This is a genomic window from Ureibacillus sp. 179-F W5.1 NHS, from assembly GCF_045369345.1.
Classification (GTDB): Bacteria; Bacillota; Bacilli; order Bacillales_A; family Planococcaceae; genus Ureibacillus; species Ureibacillus halotolerans.
Genome location: NZ_JBIQFG010000114.1, coordinates 1 through 584 on the forward strand (window position 1 = coordinate 1; position 584 = coordinate 584).

The window sequence follows — 584 nt, forward strand, 5'->3', positions numbered from 1 at the left end:
GCAAGCGTATATTGACCTTCCGTTGCGATTTGTACATTATATCCAGCTTTTAATTGTCCGTTTTGCATATAATCATCTTTCATTCGCATAAACGTCGCATCTGAATCTGTCTTAGAATAGCTATTGCGTGTACCAAAGATTTCAAAGTCTCTTTCGTATTTTTGTTTACGTAGGACAAAATCAATCAACTGCTTGCGTAATTGTTTCGGGTATTTACGTTTATTTCTTAAGGCTTTTCGTTCTAGAACATCTGATGATGTTTCAATTTGTTTATCATATTCAGTTACGACATCGTCCACTTTTTGAACTAATTGAGCGAGTTCTTCCAATGATAACTGTTTATCGCTTTCACGTTGAATTTCAGGTATGATTTCACTCTCTAGTAGCTCATTGTATAGCTGGTTTGACTTTTCAATTAAATTTTGGTGATATTTTTCAATGGTTTTCTTCCAAACAAACGTAAATTTATTCGCATTTGCTTCAATTTTTGTACCATCGATAAAAATCGCTTCTTGATCAATAAGCTTTTCTTCAATCAATTGGCAACGGAATTGAACGAAACATTGACGAATTAAATCTTTCAC

At 33.4% G+C, this 584-nt stretch carries 1 pseudogene; it reads right to left on the minus strand.

Annotated elements, in window-relative coordinates:
• Nucleotides 1-584: pseudogene (locus ACH0B5_RS18080) on the minus strand (IS5/IS1182 family transposase); the annotation flags it as partial.